The following is a 12,436-nucleotide window of genomic DNA, read 5'->3' on the forward strand; positions in this document are numbered from 1 at the left end:
AGCCAAGGGCGTCTGTTATAGATACGTGCGGTGGGGGTGTAACATTTCACGTGTTTGATGGATTCAATCCAGAAAGCCTTCAAGCTCTTGACGCAAACGCCTCAAAACTCGGCATTTAGCGACGCGAACGGCATTCGCTGAGAGCCCTAACTCTTGCCCCACTTCTGCAGCAGACTGACCTTCGGCGACATACTTCCAACAAGCTTGCCATGTTCGTGGTTCGAACTCGGCTTCCATCAGTTGCCGGGCTCGACTCACCAGAAATGCTCGATACTCACGTTCTTCAAGGAGATCTTCGAAAGCAATGGACTCGTGAACATCCGCGACACAATCGCCAGAAACAACCGTATTGAACTTGCCCCGTCGCCAAAAATCAGTTGCTTGATTGCGAACGATCGTGATCAGCCAAGACCGAAAACGGCGAGAAGGATCGTATTCCAATTCAGGTAGCTTGACTAACAGCTTTGCGAAGACGGATTGCACGAGGTCGGAGGCATCCGCCGAATCGAACCCGTTGTTTCGGGCCCAACGATAAAGCAGGGGTGTGTAAAGAAAAACAAACCGTCGCCACGCATCCTCTGCATCGGGCTTTCGCAAACGCCTCAACAGACTGGTGGAAGTTGAATCCATACGATTCGCTGAAGACTGGAGCTTTGTCGAACTGAAAATGAAAGGCTAGGGTTCTTGCCACCCAAAAGCTAAGTGGAACGCCCTAAGCCGTTCGGCTTCACCCCAAATTTGAGTGCCGGCAAGACACCGACCAAACCAGCTAGCTCGCCCGTAACATCGGATGCGACCGAACATCCAGAACGACCACGACTCACCGAGCAGAACGCGAAGAAAGTAGAAAACCGAACAGGGGGTTAGTGCATCGTCCTTCTATTTGTCCCTATTGTCTACCATACCCGATGTCACAGAGTCAAATTTTCGAATTCCACTTCCGCTGCACATACTCGGTCAGCATTCCGCCAGCTTGGCCCCAAAGATTTCGCTTCGCCAACTGGTGTTTGCGTTATCAATGTCGGCTGTAGATGGTTGCGCCCAACCAATTACTTGCCAGTTGCGGCTCGATGGTATGTGATTGCCGGGCTGCGTTTCATCCGCCGGTGGCGACATACCAATTGTTCTGGATGTCGTGATCAAGTCGAGCGACATTGATCTTTCGGAACCCGGCGTCGTTCAACATTTCGACCGCCAGTTCTTCGCCCCACACGGTGCCGAGTCCGGCTCCGTCCTGAGCAAGTGAAACAGTCATGCAGTGCATCGTCGAGATCATGTAAAGGAATGGGCACAACGCGTGGTCGATGTTGTTTGCTAACTTCGACGAGGCTTGCAGGTCTTGCATTAAGAACGTGCCATTCGGTCGTAAAGCCGCGTGAACCATGTTCAAGACAGCCACTGGATCACGTTGGTCATGGATGACATCAAACGCCGTGATTAGGTCAAACTGATCTACGTTGTTTAACCTCGAAACATCGGCGACTTCAAACGTGATGTTAGCCAGACACTCTTTCTCGGCTTGGCTTCGTGCCGACGAGATCGGAGTTTCGCACAGATCCCTGCCGACAAATCGACTGTTGGGAAAACGTTTAGCCAGAGCAATCATGGCATGCCCACTTCCGCAGCCGATGTCCAATACATCGATTCCTTCCTCGAGTCGTGCGGCTAATCCATCGACTAAGGGAAGGATGTTAGTGAATAGGCCTTCAACCACATTGCCATCGGAGTCCTCCGCCATCACCTCGTGAAAGCGAGAGAACCGTTCGTAGGGAACACCACCGCCATTTCGAAAGCACTCAACGATCGGCGATTCGACTTCAGCCATGATGGCCAGGAATTGAAATGTTCTGGCGAAGTTGTTGCTGCCCGCTGCCCGCGTCAAAAGAGCGGCATGATGCGGCGGCAGGAAGTAGGTCTCTTCTTCGGGGTCGAAGGCGACGATGCCGCCGGTTACCATCGCGCCTAGCCATTCGCGAACATAGCGTTCGTTGCATGCTGACGCGGTTGCAATCTGCTGACTGCTGGCCCACTGGTTCATCTCTGCCATGGTGTCGAATATTCCGGTGCGATGGCCGATCGCTAATCCCAGACCAAGAGTCGCTCGATTGAGCGTTTCGAGTAGCTCGTCGGCGAATTGTTCGGTTTCAGATTCCTGGTTCTTAACATTGACCTTACATGCGTTGCACATATTTAGGGTTCTCGCTGAAGTGGTGGTATTCAAAAACGCCTCACTGGGCACTTGCCATATTCACCAAGCGGAATCCAACGCAAAGTGTTACATCCGGTGTGGGAATTCCTTTCGAAATGGACGGATCTTCTGTGATCGAGGTTTGGGAAATATAATCATTCACAAGCCGTGTTATGCTGGTTTCAGTTTCGGATGGTTAGCCCGATTTGGTTGTCACGGTGCGTCTGTGAAATGGTATGAAGCGGTTGGGATGAAATGACCACGGGGATCAGTGAAGGCAAGCCCTCGACCTCCCAACTCCAAGGGAAGTGGCGACTGATCGCAACATTTTGCTTTCGTGTCGGATTGTCGGCAAGATTCGTGGGTTCGGAGCGAACCCCATAGAGAGCTCTAAACCCTAAGCACGAATTGGACAACGATGACAGGCGAGAAGATCATTTGGGACGCTGAATTTAACCCTGCGGTTACGAACTATTGGCTCGTTAGCGGAGCTGTTCTTTGTGCCATAACAGTCGTCGGAATTGTAGTCTTACCTTTTTGGTTGCTGTTTGGCAGTCTGGTGACGCGGCGTTATCTGGCCAGCTATGACTGCAAATTGACCAGTCGAAACTTGAAGTTTTCTAAAGGCATTTTGACGCGACAAGAAAAGACCGTGCCGCTGGACCGGATCACTGATCTCGGTCTGACTCAAGGGCCCATCATGCGGCTCTTTGGTATCGAGGCGCTGACGATCGAAACGGCCGGGCAATCGAGCCAAGGCGCGTTACTACAGTTGTCTGGTATTCGAGATGGTCGCCAATTCCGAGACACGGTCTTAGCCCAGCGGGATCTGGTTGTCGGCAGCCAAGAAGAACGAGCGGTCAACCCCCACGAGTCAATCGGGATGTCCGGTGGTAGTGAGCTGAGCGAAATCCTTCAGGTGCTCAAGCGGATTGAGCAAAGAATGGCGACTAGTGATGCCAAGTAGTCCGGGTGCCTATGTTTGCCCAGGTGAAAACGCAACTTCACTTAGTCAACATCTTTTTCAATGATTTCGTTCGGCCTGCAGATTGAAGAGACAGTGTTTCTACAGTCGCATCTTTACCGACAGTGGTATTTCGAATTCGAATTGGTGACCGTCGATTCCGGGAACGTGTTTCGAACCCTCACATAAAACCTCGCTTTGCGGAAGAAAGGTGCATGCTTGGACCCGGTTCTCGGCAGGATGGAATCGATACATCCGCAGCCAACCGGTGCTGTAGTCGGAAAGAAGCTGATGCACCTGGTTGCCATGGTCACCCGTGGCGACTTCGTGCAAGGAATGGCTGCGGCTTTGATCGCCGCAGCAGATCATCGCCAAGTTAGGATGCTTGCGAAAGCATTTGTTCCACATTTGCTCGGGCGTATTGCCGAGTTTCCCGTGCGTCTTCTTCCATTGCATTCGGCCCTTCGGGGCGTTCATGTAATCGCTTGGTGATTGTGGATATTGCAGTGGGCCTAGGCACATGTGCGTTGTCACGATTGCATTGCGTTCAGCGTACTGTTCCAAGATTTGGTCCGCCCATGCCAGGACGTCGTCCGGAGCGTTGCACTCCAAATGCAAGAAGACGAAATCAATCCCGGCGGTTGAAAATAGCTGGAAGCTATTGGCGTTGTTGCCTGAAATATCTTCGCTGTGCGTTGTCGGTGAAAAGTAGCCACCGTACCACTCGCAGTCGGCAAATCGAACTGCGGGAAAGTATTTCTGGAATAGCGAAGCGTTGCCATTCCCGGTCATGTCGTGGTTACCAACCGAGATGCCATATGGGAGCTGACCATGCAAGCGGTTCATGCACCTTTGAGCAACGGTCCATTGATCGTCATTGTTCCTGTCCACGATATCACCGACATGGCTGACAAAAACGATGTTCTGTTTCTGTTGGTTTGCCAGAATCCAGTCGATGTGCCGTTCGAATATCGTGTTCTTCAGTTCGCCATTTTCGCGATGATAGCCTTGTGTATCGGGAATGACTACGATCGAGAAGGAATCGTCATTCGGGGCGGAAAGCGTTTTCTCTTGTGCAAGCGACAAGGAAGGGGAGAGCCAATGCTGGCACGTTAGAGCAAGCGACAAGCACGATAGCAAGAACTCTCGGCGTGGAAGTGTCATCGACGGTTGGTTTCTATTGGGATGGATATTTGGTAGATAAATACTCGACGGTGCAACTTGAATGTCAATCAAGCTGCACCGATCCGTTGCATGCGATATCAGTTATCGTCGTTTTCTTTTGTTAGATACTTCGACTTCAAAATCGAAGGTTGAATCTTGCAGTGGAAAGTCATGTTGCGAGACGAATGTCGGGAACATGGGGGCGACGACAGTTTCGCCATCTTGGTCTAGTTCTGCTTTCGTTTGGAAGCCTTCTACCTCGAAACTGTATGATCCTCCAACGAGTCCCTCGCCAGGTGGCGTGGTGTATTGACCGTCTTTCACCTCGACAATGCTTGCCGGACCACGATTCCCGGCCGAAGTGTCCGGCGTGAACATAATCGTACCATCAGGCACAGGCTGCCCATTAAAAGTTACATTGCCTGACACTTGGTATTTTGCGGGGCCGGTGCCTCCGGACCCACAGCCCACGAAGGTGGTCAGTACGGGGCCGATAGTCATCAGCACAAAAAAGCAAGTACGTGTGTGATTGAGATGTAGATTCATTCTTCGAATCCTCCGACTGGCAAGGCGTCGTCACGAATTCCCAATTGGCGATAGAGATCAAGGTCCACTGATTCGCTCATAAAGTGAACGGATGCATCACCCATCAACATGTTGCAGCCGCCGGTATGGAAGCTTCCAAACAAGCGAGAGTAGCCGGTTCGTGAATCAGTACTACCTTTGGGCTTGCTGCCTGTAGGGATTCGTGAATTGATGGGTTCGTACGATCCAGCGAGGGTTGCAGGATGCGGCATCGTTGAACCCGTACCAAGGCGGATTGACGATGCCCAACTCAAGTAGAACGTCGAAGTCGTGCCAGCCTCGGTCAAAAGGTATTTGGACTCGCCGACCAAGAATGTATTTGACGATCCATCGGTAATGTCACGGAACCGGCTTCTCGAGTTCGCGTACAAAATTCCGTTAACGAAGAAGACATTGGAATTGCCTCCATAGCAGGCAACGTTACTTGAGTTTCCACCGCCCTGCACACCGAAGTAATTCAGGTTGTTTACGTCGTCGCCTGACGCTGGATCGGATGGGCATTGGTAATTCGAGTTCTGCTGATACCATAGTTCACGGTTCGGTGATGAGCTTTTAACTTGGCTCGTGAACGACGCCGACAAAGGATAGTCAAAGTCGTATTGGTCGTAGCGAGCTGCTTCTTCCATGAACGGAAGGATTAGCACGGTCCAAGGGGCTCCTTGGGTTGCTGCGCCGCTATTGCACCATGTGTCGTTAAGTTTATTGGTGACCTTTTGATCAATGATCCCACCCGGTGGAAAACTACGGTGGGTGTCGTGATAGTTGTGCAATGCCAGGCCTACCTGTTTCATTTTGTTTGTGCACTGCATTCGTCGAGACGCTTCTCGAGCCGATTGGACAGCTGGCAGTAGCAAGCCGACCAAAACACCGATAATGGCTATCACCACTAACAGTTCAACCAGGGTGAAACCCTTTGTTTGTCTCATTTTTAAGTTTGTTTTCTTCATTTTCCTGTCGATCAGAGTCGTTGGTCCAGGTGCGTTTACTTGTGATGTGCCGAGCAAAGAGACGGAAAGTCAGTGAGCTGGCATGACTCGGAGTAGTAAAACACAAGGCTGTGAGGATCGTATGAAGATCAGGTGCGGTTCACAATATTGTTGGGTGAAACAAATGGTTACCGAGCCAGGCAGTCTTAAGTGAGAAGACCCAGAAAGCCGGACCGATTTCACGAAGTACGCAATTGGCTTAAGGGTCGCTTGTGACGCTCTAATGATGAAGCAGATTGCCTTGCTAATCAGGGCGGTGGGCAAGGAACGCTACTGCAAGGAGGCCGTGTTGGCGTTTGCCAAGAGACATTCACACAAGTTAGTTCTCATCCAGACGTTTGGGTCGCGGGTGCGACGCTTCGCTGTTATTGCTTGACCCAAACACTATCAGCGGGAAGACTGTCTTAGAGACGGAGTTTGCACACCTGTGCGTTTCGCGATTCCGTTAGTCACAGGATCCTTGCTCACGAATGCTTCGCGAAGGATGTGCAGAAGACATTTGATTTTTGACAATCGCAGGATGAGCCGGCGACATGAATTGCGGGTGGCAAACCCGCGCTTCGTTCGCGGGTTCTGAAACGGTGTTTTGCCGATACGCTGACGATTACACCGTCCTGAACCCGCTTTCCAGATCGACAGCGCCTAGTTGTAGGTTCGCTATCACTCGCGTCTTCGGAGTTAGGCGTCTTGCAGATTCCGCCTTGATCGCTTTCCTAAACCCGCGACTTCGGAAGTCTCTGATTTGTTGGTTGTGACTCAAGACAACGGTCGGACCCAAGTCTCCACCAACGATGTAGCATCCGTTTGGGGCTAACGCTGCTTCTCTCGTTCTTCTTGCCGTGCTGGGAAGTCGACTACGACTAGTTCCTGTTTTGCTTCGTCCCAAGCGTATTCTTGATAATAGGGCAGCATCGGCAATCGAATTCCGTCCATTCCACCTGGTTCAATGATCTCGTCCATGAACACTTCATACGTCAATGGCTTAGGGCGACTGATGCTGCTGGCCTCTCGTAGTTGAATCTTTTTTGTAATCCCAAACCCACCAACCTTGGCAACGGACGTGCGGTAGGCTTCTGCACTTGCCATCAAGGGATTCTTTGATTCGACGGAGGTGCTCGCCGGCACAGCGCCTTCAGAAATCGCAGTTTCATAATTCAAGACATTTTGAGTCGTCTTGCCGACTGTTTCCCTGGGAGTTGCCTCTTCGGCGGTGACGCCGGGCGTCGTCGATGCAGATTGGTCTGTTGGACTCGACGGGAAGCAGCCGGGCGAGGCAACGAACAGGAGCGCTGCAGTGGTCTTGAGAGCGTGGTTCATCAATCTTTACCTGAGTCAAAAATGACGTGAAGTCGGAAACCTTTCTAGGATACCGTAACTTTGACACGTTCGAACGGGCATTGGCATGAGTGCCGCTATTCTTTTATGAACTCGATTAAGCAGGCAATTTTCGGTGGTTCAAACACGATTCGGCACCCAACTGAACACATACCGCTATCCATGCGAGTTAAAGATCGCAAGAAGTTCTCGAACAACGTCGGCGCGGACACGTTTGAGTGGCGGCATTACGGTCGGCGAATAGAGCCTATTCGACCTCGATCACTTGAGTGTGCTCCCATTTTGCGAAACCAATGCTCGTCGCCAGCCCGCCGACATCAGCCATCCATTTCAGGCTCGCGATAGATTCCAATTCAGATCTCGAAAATCAATCGGGAAGAATGACCTGAACGGCAATCGGTTTCAGACTCATGACATAGCGAAGTCGCCGACGTCATCAAATTCCGATTGAGTTTGGCAATGGAATTCAGTTTCCGATCCGTTGGGATCGATTCGATTGACGCCGTATTCGATTCGGCGTTCAACTCGGTCCATGACCGTGCGCAGATCCAACCGATCATCTTGGGGCCAGCGGAGTTATAAGGCTACCCAGAGATTGTCTGGAGATTGCCCGGTTACCAACAGTTGCCTGCTTTGGCCATTATCGCAATTTCCTGTTCTAACCATTTGGAATTCCGTGATTGGAAATTCCTTGATTGAACCTGAGCGTTTTGATGCGATCATGCACTAGCATGACGGCTCGATTCGAGTCTGGTATGCAAGCGACATCTTGCGTTGTAATAAGCTGTTGTTTCGCTGCAAGTTTCTGTAAGCCGCGGGCAACACGTTACGTGTTGATGCTAGTGAAGGCCCGCTGGCAGCAAGGGTCGACCGAAAGTACCCGCGTAATGAACAGCCAGACGACAATCGCTGGGATCTGTTTTGATATCGAGACCGGTGCCCAATCTCGTCGCCGATTTGAGGGATTCCATCCTCAGTTCGCAGCCAACCAAAGCACATTTTTTGGCCAAGAGTAGTCTGCTTTTGAACGTTGTCCGATGAACTAATTGACTGAGCTTTCACGGTGAAGTCTCCCTGAAAGAGTGATGCAGTTAGACACCCTTTCAGCGGAGCTTCGCCGTTGTTTCAAACTCTGACCAGAGTTGGAGATGCTCGCGAACATAACGCGAGGCTTGCTAGCACTTCCTGTGCGGCAAATAACCTCCCCCACTTCAAGCCCCTGCGACAGATCCCGATTCCATATTTTTAAGTTCGGGATGTTCGTCTAAATAGGCCTCGATATCATTTGAATCGTACGAGGCTTCTGTCACCTTTGCCTGGCAGCCCGAGAGGCTGATGCATGCGGCTGTCAGAAATAGTGCAATTGTGAATTTCATAGCGTTCATTCTTCTTCTTTAGGTTGATAAAAATACCAGCCAGGAACACCCCGGCTGGCACATAGAGCATTGAGATTTGTGAAACGCCGCCGCAGCGACAGTGTTCGGCAAGAGGAACTAGAATTCCTCGGAGATGACTTCTCTTCCGCCACGGGTTCCGAGGTTACCCCAGAGACCGAATGGACTGGCCGCGCCGGCAACCGACAGAGGATCATTGTTATTGGCTGACGTTGAAACCATGGCCCGGGAGGACAGTCCCCCTGAGTCAATCGAATCGGTTATGAATCGAACCGCACCGTCGCCCATCAAAATATGGCAGCCTCCCTGGTGGTTGCTGCTTGGCGGGGCGATCCCTTCGCGGAAGTTGTCAGGACCACGCCAGCACATCTCTCGGTTGGGCGGCAAAACGGTGAAGAAGCCGGTGTAAAGCGTGTATCCTGAAGACCACTTGTAGCCCCTTCTTCTTTCGGGGGCACCACTTTGAAGGATGGTCGCCCCATCGTCCCAGAAACGCGGACGCTCTGGGTCAACGAAACCTTCGCACGCAAGAGCACCACCAGTACGCTGAACATCGGCACCGTTTCCGGATCCTCGAACCAAAGCCGAACGCTTGTCACCGTCACCGAGATCAGTGATGAACTCTCCCATGGCGATCGTGTTTGACAAGCCGTCTAGCACATCCCGGAATTTGCCAGTGATTTCAGGCTGCCACATACCACGGGACGCCGTCCGAATGGCAGTCTGTGTTGTCGTGGTCGCCATCACCGATCCGTTGTAAGGATGGTAATAGTTCGCGTTGGATTGATCGATCGCGTCACCAAAGCAGACTCCATAGTTGGTGCGGGCGTGAGCAGGTAGCCCAACCCCTGGATCGCTCGGACATCTCAGTGTCTGTATCTCTGTAATCCAGGGATCGTAGATACCAGCAGCCGAATTCACTGACTCGGCCAAGGTCCGTCCCGGATATGGCCCCATGGGCTGGTAAATGTTTCCAGAAGTCGCTTTGAAGGGATTGGAGATTTGCTCCCACAATGCCTGTTGCTCGACAAAGGGGGTGAGCCCGACTAGTGCCGACAGTTCACCGCTATTGTGACCGGGAGCGTACCGTCGTTGGTTATTGGCAGCTGAGCCGCTGGAAAATGATCCGAAAGTACCACCGAACTGGCGAGGCAATTGCTTGTAAGCAGAGTGATAGTTGTGAACAGCCAAACCGAGCTGCTTCATGTTGTTACTGCAACTCATTCGACGTGCTGCCTCACGTGCCGCCTGGACCGCAGGAAGTAGCAAGCCCACAAGTACACCAATGATGGCAATCACCACCAATAGCTCAACAAGAGTGAAGCCCTGGCGATTTTGGACTGTGCGAAGGCGGAGTGACGGGTGTGACTCGGGGGTGTACCCAGAGGGGGAAGGGAGGTCTGTAACAGACATCGAAAATTGTTCCAGCTTGTAGTGGGAAAGGACTGTATGGCGTACCCGTAGTGTGGTGCGCCTTGATTATTGAATTCCCACTTCGCACGTTGCATACCGGTTTGGAACGCAAGGCGTTTTTGACTGCCTAAAGGTTAGCGACTCTTCATTGACGGATAATAAGGGGAAATCAAAATAAGCGAAGCTTAAATAGCGGGCATCAGTGCCTACTGGCTGATCGCAACGTTTGCTTGGATACAGTTGTTGCTCGTTTGAGAGGCAGAGAGACCAACAAAGCTTGGCAAGAGTTACAATGATGACCGCAGGACGCCCTTAAAGGTATTTGATAATTGCTTCCTTGAGGTAGGTAATACTTACCACCCGTTCGATGAATCCTTGACTGCGACGTCGACGACCATCATCAAAGTTCAAGCTGCTATTCGCGGTATTAGGCAGCCAGAGATCGATAGCAAATTTCGAGATGTGATAGATGGATCGTCCAACACAATTGCGATGGTCGACTTTGTTATCGACATCGGCGACCAAGACAAATGAGCCGCTGGCGTGAAGGGTACTTAGTCAACGTTATCAGGTAGCGTGCGAACTAATGCGGTCTACGTTGTTCCAGAATTCGCTCGCTTTTGGGCGGAATCCGCAACGATTCTAAATAGTCGTAATGTTGCGTGGAGGCGTGGTGTGGGGATCGTTCGGTGCCAACCATTATCTGGCAGATCCTTCCTGCCAATAACTTGTGCCGGCCAATTCACTACGCGAATAGTTTCGCGATCAGGAAAAGGGTGACCGACACGTTTTCAGGGCACGCGTCGATCAAAAAGCCCCACGATCACAGCCTCCCACCGGGGCAAGATCCATCATGAGCGGGACGAAAAGCTTGTACCTACGAGGAAAGCCTCATTAAGAAATGCATCTCGTGAAGCCCCACGGCGTCTCATTCTGCAAAGCCCTGGACGCGAACGGACAAAGTGCAACGCTTGAACGATCCGTCCCAAAGCGTGCCGGTCGATCGCCATTCGCAATCCCGCTAACCAACACTTTTCAACAGCTCCGCTAGAGTCCGAAAAATGCGTCGCTGAAACTTCCTTTATGCCGTAGGCGGCATTTCCTTGTCCGCGACGGCCTGCTTCCCGTTACGCTCACCTGAAGCTCGTGCCCCCATTTTGAGGACCGGTCCGCCTCGCTTTCTTGTTGGCTTGGCGGCGTACTCATTGAGAGATTACTTCTCGTTCAAGGAAGGCGAGGATCAAGTGCCAGCCGCGGACGGGCCGGCTATCGACATGGTGGGATTTCTGGACTATTGCGTGGAACAGGGATTCGATGCAGCGGAACTAACCAGCTACTTCTTCCAGCCCAACGCCGACGCCGAATACTATCGAAACATAAAGTATGAAGCTTTTCGACGCGGCCTATCGATTTGCGGGACCGCTATCGGTAACAATTTCACCACCGGAAGCAGCGACAAACTGAAAGCCGAAATCGAGTCGGCGAAAGAGTGGATTGATCGCGCAGCATTCCTTGGTGCACCGCACATTCGTTTTTTCGCTGGTAAGGGAACCGAGCTGGCCAAGGATTCGACTCGTCTGCAACAAGCCGATGATTCCATTGATCAGTGCGCCAGAATCGAAGCCGAAAAAGGCATCTTTCTAGGGATCGAAAACCACGGCAATCTGACGTCAGATCAAATGCTAGAAATCATGAAACGCATCGATGATACCGAGTACGGCAAATGGATCGGCATCAATCTTGATTCTGGCAACTTCCGAAGTGATGATCCCTACCGTGACCTGGAGAGATGCGTTAACTATGCAGTCAATGTTCAGGTCAAGACGATGATGAAGCAGCCTGATGGAACCAAGTACCCGGCCGACATCAACCGCATCGGCAAGATCCTGCAGGATGCCGGTTACCAAGGATCCGTGGTGCTGGAGTATGAAGAGGAGAATCCATACGAGAATATTCCAGGTGCACATGAACAGCTGAGGACCGCCTTGGCATGAGAGAGCCAAGGGGGCAAAAAAGCAAAGTGACAAACCTCTCGTTCGATTCACGAGCGTCACATCAAGGTTTGCCGGGCTCATGTTCCGTTGGCGGTACGTGCATCACCGCGCGGCCGTCCGACGAGAAACTCGAGAGATGAGACGGCTACAGCGGGTGGCTGCCAACACGAGCGAATTGGAATCGTTGGTTGCCGATGTGGGCATCGAACTGCAGCAGGAAACGCTGGCCGACCTGCCCAAACTAGATTGTCAGACGCGTGAGCTGGTTTAGGTACTGGGGCCGGCGAGCGTGTTTGTCGGATTGGCATTTGTCAGAGGAGACATTCTTTCGGCAATCGAATTCTTCGACGAAATGGAACTGCGGAGCGTCTGCATTTTCGACCGCTTGGAAAGAGCCAGCCTGCGCGGCCTGC

The 12,436-nt window shown here is 51.9% G+C and carries 12 protein-coding genes; 5 read left to right on the forward strand and 7 right to left on the reverse strand.

What is annotated here, in order from left to right:
* Positions 1 to 63 precede the first annotated feature (63 nt).
* Together ACR3ZL_RS01950 and ACR3ZL_RS01955 are read right to left on the reverse strand one after the other, a co-directional pair.
* A complete protein-coding gene (locus ACR3ZL_RS01950) occupies positions 64 to 630 on the reverse strand; it encodes an RNA polymerase sigma factor (protein WP_473649565.1) in 567 nt (188 codons plus the stop codon).
* Between the two features lie 466 nt (positions 631 to 1,096).
* Positions 1,097 to 2,188, reverse strand: a complete 1,092-nt coding sequence (locus ACR3ZL_RS01955; protein ID WP_473649564.1) for a class I SAM-dependent methyltransferase — start codon at positions 2,186 to 2,188, stop codon at positions 1,097 to 1,099.
* A gap of 418 nt (positions 2,189 to 2,606) precedes the next feature.
* On the opposite strand from ACR3ZL_RS01955, the gene ACR3ZL_RS01960 reads away from it, so the two are divergent.
* Positions 2,607 to 3,155: a PH domain-containing protein gene (locus ACR3ZL_RS01960; RefSeq protein ID WP_473649563.1), complete on the forward strand. Its 549-nt coding sequence runs from the start codon at positions 2,607 to 2,609 to the stop codon at positions 3,153 to 3,155.
* Positions 3,156 to 3,254: 99 nt separating this feature from the next.
* Here ACR3ZL_RS01960 and ACR3ZL_RS01965 read toward each other — a convergent pair whose 3' ends face one another.
* The 4 genes from ACR3ZL_RS01965 to ACR3ZL_RS01980 form a co-directional block, all read right to left on the reverse strand.
* A complete protein-coding gene (locus tag ACR3ZL_RS01965; protein WP_473649562.1) occupies positions 3,255 to 4,316 on the reverse strand; it encodes a metallophosphoesterase in 1,062 nt (353 codons plus the stop codon).
* A gap of 102 nt (positions 4,317 to 4,418) precedes the next feature.
* The gene (locus ACR3ZL_RS01970; RefSeq protein WP_473649561.1) at positions 4,419 to 4,862 is read right to left on the reverse strand and encodes a hypothetical protein; all 444 of its coding nucleotides are present in this window, start codon (positions 4,860 to 4,862) and stop codon (positions 4,419 to 4,421) included.
* Positions 4,859 to 5,827 carry a DUF1559 family PulG-like putative transporter gene (locus ACR3ZL_RS01975; protein ID WP_473649560.1) on the reverse strand — a complete coding sequence of 323 codons (969 nt, stop codon included), beginning with the start codon at positions 5,825 to 5,827 and terminating at the stop codon, positions 4,859 to 4,861. The genes ACR3ZL_RS01970 and ACR3ZL_RS01975 overlap by 4 nt, the downstream gene beginning before the upstream one ends.
* A gap of 870 nt (positions 5,828 to 6,697) precedes the next feature.
* Entirely contained in the window at positions 6,698 to 7,204 is a 507-nt protein-coding gene (locus ACR3ZL_RS01980; protein ID WP_473649559.1) for a hypothetical protein, read from the reverse strand.
* Between the two features lie 477 nt (positions 7,205 to 7,681).
* Here ACR3ZL_RS01980 and ACR3ZL_RS01985 point away from each other — a divergent pair, with 477 nt between their 5' ends.
* Positions 7,682 to 7,804: a hypothetical protein gene (locus ACR3ZL_RS01985; RefSeq protein WP_486173174.1), complete on the forward strand. Its 123-nt coding sequence runs from the start codon at positions 7,682 to 7,684 to the stop codon at positions 7,802 to 7,804.
* A 911-nt stretch (positions 7,805 to 8,715) separates the two neighbouring features.
* On the opposite strand, the gene ACR3ZL_RS01990 is transcribed toward ACR3ZL_RS01985, so the two are convergent.
* Positions 8,716 to 10,029, reverse strand: a complete 1,314-nt coding sequence (locus tag ACR3ZL_RS01990) for a DUF1559 family PulG-like putative transporter (protein WP_473649558.1) — start codon at positions 10,027 to 10,029, stop codon at positions 8,716 to 8,718.
* Between the two features lie 375 nt (positions 10,030 to 10,404).
* Here ACR3ZL_RS01990 and ACR3ZL_RS01995 point away from each other — a divergent pair, with 375 nt between their 5' ends.
* From ACR3ZL_RS01995 to ACR3ZL_RS02005, 3 genes are all read left to right on the forward strand, one after another.
* Positions 10,405 to 10,563 carry a hypothetical protein gene (locus ACR3ZL_RS01995; protein ID WP_473649557.1) on the forward strand — a complete coding sequence of 53 codons (159 nt, stop codon included), beginning with the start codon at positions 10,405 to 10,407 and terminating at the stop codon, positions 10,561 to 10,563.
* A 569-nt stretch (positions 10,564 to 11,132) separates the two neighbouring features.
* A complete protein-coding gene (locus ACR3ZL_RS02000; RefSeq protein ID WP_473649556.1) occupies positions 11,133 to 12,023 on the forward strand; it encodes a sugar phosphate isomerase/epimerase family protein in 891 nt (296 codons plus the stop codon).
* A 136-nt stretch (positions 12,024 to 12,159) separates the two neighbouring features.
* A complete protein-coding gene (locus tag ACR3ZL_RS02005; protein WP_473649555.1) occupies positions 12,160 to 12,294 on the forward strand; it encodes a hypothetical protein in 135 nt (44 codons plus the stop codon).
* Positions 12,295 to 12,436 lie beyond the last annotated feature (142 nt).

The sequence above is a fragment of the Rhodopirellula sp. J20-39 genome (genome assembly GCF_057365095.1).

Bases quoted from the DNA above. Each gene is read 5' to 3' on its own strand.
- ACR3ZL_RS02005 (WP_473649555.1), top strand. From the start codon at position 12,160: ATGAGACGGCTACAGCGGGTGGCTGCCAACACGAGCGAATTGGAATCG.
- ACR3ZL_RS01950 (WP_473649565.1), bottom strand. From the start codon at position 630: ATGGATTCAACTTCCACCAGTCTGTTGAGGCGTTTGCGAAAGCCCGAT.
- ACR3ZL_RS01985 (WP_486173174.1), top strand. From the start codon at position 7,682: ATGGAATTCAGTTTCCGATCCGTTGGGATCGATTCGATTGACGCCGTA.
- ACR3ZL_RS01975 (WP_473649560.1), bottom strand. From the start codon at position 5,827: ATGAGACAAACAAAGGGTTTCACCCTGGTTGAACTGTTAGTGGTGATA.
- ACR3ZL_RS01965 (WP_473649562.1), bottom strand. From the start codon at position 4,316: ATGACACTTCCACGCCGAGAGTTCTTGCTATCGTGCTTGTCGCTTGCT.
- ACR3ZL_RS01980 (WP_473649559.1), bottom strand. From the start codon at position 7,204: ATGAACCACGCTCTCAAGACCACTGCAGCGCTCCTGTTCGTTGCCTCG.
- ACR3ZL_RS01970 (WP_473649561.1), bottom strand. From the start codon at position 4,862: ATGAATCTACATCTCAATCACACACGTACTTGCTTTTTTGTGCTGATG.
- ACR3ZL_RS01960 (WP_473649563.1), top strand. From the start codon at position 2,607: ATGACAGGCGAGAAGATCATTTGGGACGCTGAATTTAACCCTGCGGTT.
- ACR3ZL_RS01955 (WP_473649564.1), bottom strand. From the start codon at position 2,188: ATGTGCAACGCATGTAAGGTCAATGTTAAGAACCAGGAATCTGAAACC.
- ACR3ZL_RS01990 (WP_473649558.1), bottom strand. From the start codon at position 10,029: ATGTCTGTTACAGACCTCCCTTCCCCCTCTGGGTACACCCCCGAGTCA.